The 1,027-nt window shown below is 55.0% G+C and carries 2 protein-coding genes; both read right to left on the bottom strand.

The window, feature by feature from the left end; all coding sequences use genetic code 11:
• A partial coding sequence (locus AABZ39_18345; GenBank protein ID MEK6796743.1) for a DUF4886 domain-containing protein occupies positions 1-226 on the bottom strand: 226 nt, incomplete at its 3' end.
• Positions 227-281: 55 nt separating this feature from the next.
• A partial coding sequence (locus AABZ39_18340; protein ID MEK6796742.1) for an AraC family transcriptional regulator occupies positions 282-1,027 on the bottom strand: 746 nt, incomplete at its 5' end.

The following is a 1,027-nucleotide window of genomic DNA, read 5'->3' as shown; positions in this document are numbered from 1 at the left end:
GCCTTTCGAGCGAGCAGCCGCCGATATTCGCGCGGTTCATGATGACGCTTTCGCCTGCGGAGGCGGTGACGTTCGAGAGATAGGTGAACACGCTGTCGGCAAAGCTGTTTCCGATAGTGAGCACTTTAAGGGGCTTCGCGTCAACGCAAGGAGCGATGAAGGATGCTATGAGCGCCGTACTCATGCGCAGATATCTCCGTATGTGCGGGAATAGCGGGTATGTCATTGCCGTCCTCATTGGTATGCTGATAATGTAGTACGATGTGATGTTTAAAAACTGTCTATTTCGCTTTTTTTACTGACCGTTTCAGCTCTTTCGGACCGACACCGAATTCCTTCCTGAAAAGTCTGAGAAAATGACCGTAGTTCTCGAACCCGGTTTCCGCCGCCGCACCGCGTGATGTATTCCCCTGGCGAATGAGGAGATATGCTTTTCTGAGCCTTCGCGCATTGATGTAGGCGAGCGGGGAATGTCCGGTCACGTGACGGAACACTTTCCGGAAATGCGAATCGCTCATGCCGGCGGATGCCGCAAGATCGGCTATCGATGATACGGCGCACGGGTCGCGGTTTATCGCGGATATGACATCCCTGAACCCGGCATTGTGCACGGTGTCCCGCCGCACGGCATTCCCCGCGGCAAGGTCGTTCTCGAATTCCCGATACAGCAGGATGAGAAGCGCGTGGATGCGGAAGAGCACCATGTCGCGGGAAAGGGGCGCATCGCCCTCCAGTTCGCGGCATATATCGAGAATCGCATGCTCTACATCTTCGCTGCGGAACCGATACGAGAATACCTGTCCGCCGAGGCTGAATATCCCGGCGATGCGTTCCTGTGTCCCCGAGGACTGCATCATGGGCAGTATGGATTCGTGGATATAGAGAAAAAACGCTTCTGAACACTTTCTGCCGACCGAGTGTGAACGATGCGCATCGTTCCGGTTTATCAGTATGATATCGCCCGTCTTGAACGGGATCGTCTTGCGTTCGATCTGGAATTCAGCGCTTCCGCGGAGCACGAGCCCGA

It is taken from the genome of Spirochaetota bacterium, from assembly GCA_038043445.1.
GTDB lineage: Bacteria > Spirochaetota > Brachyspiria > Brachyspirales > JACRPF01 > JBBTBY01.
Note: the sequence above shows the minus strand (reverse complement) of the source record. Positions and strands in the feature narration are given on the sequence as shown.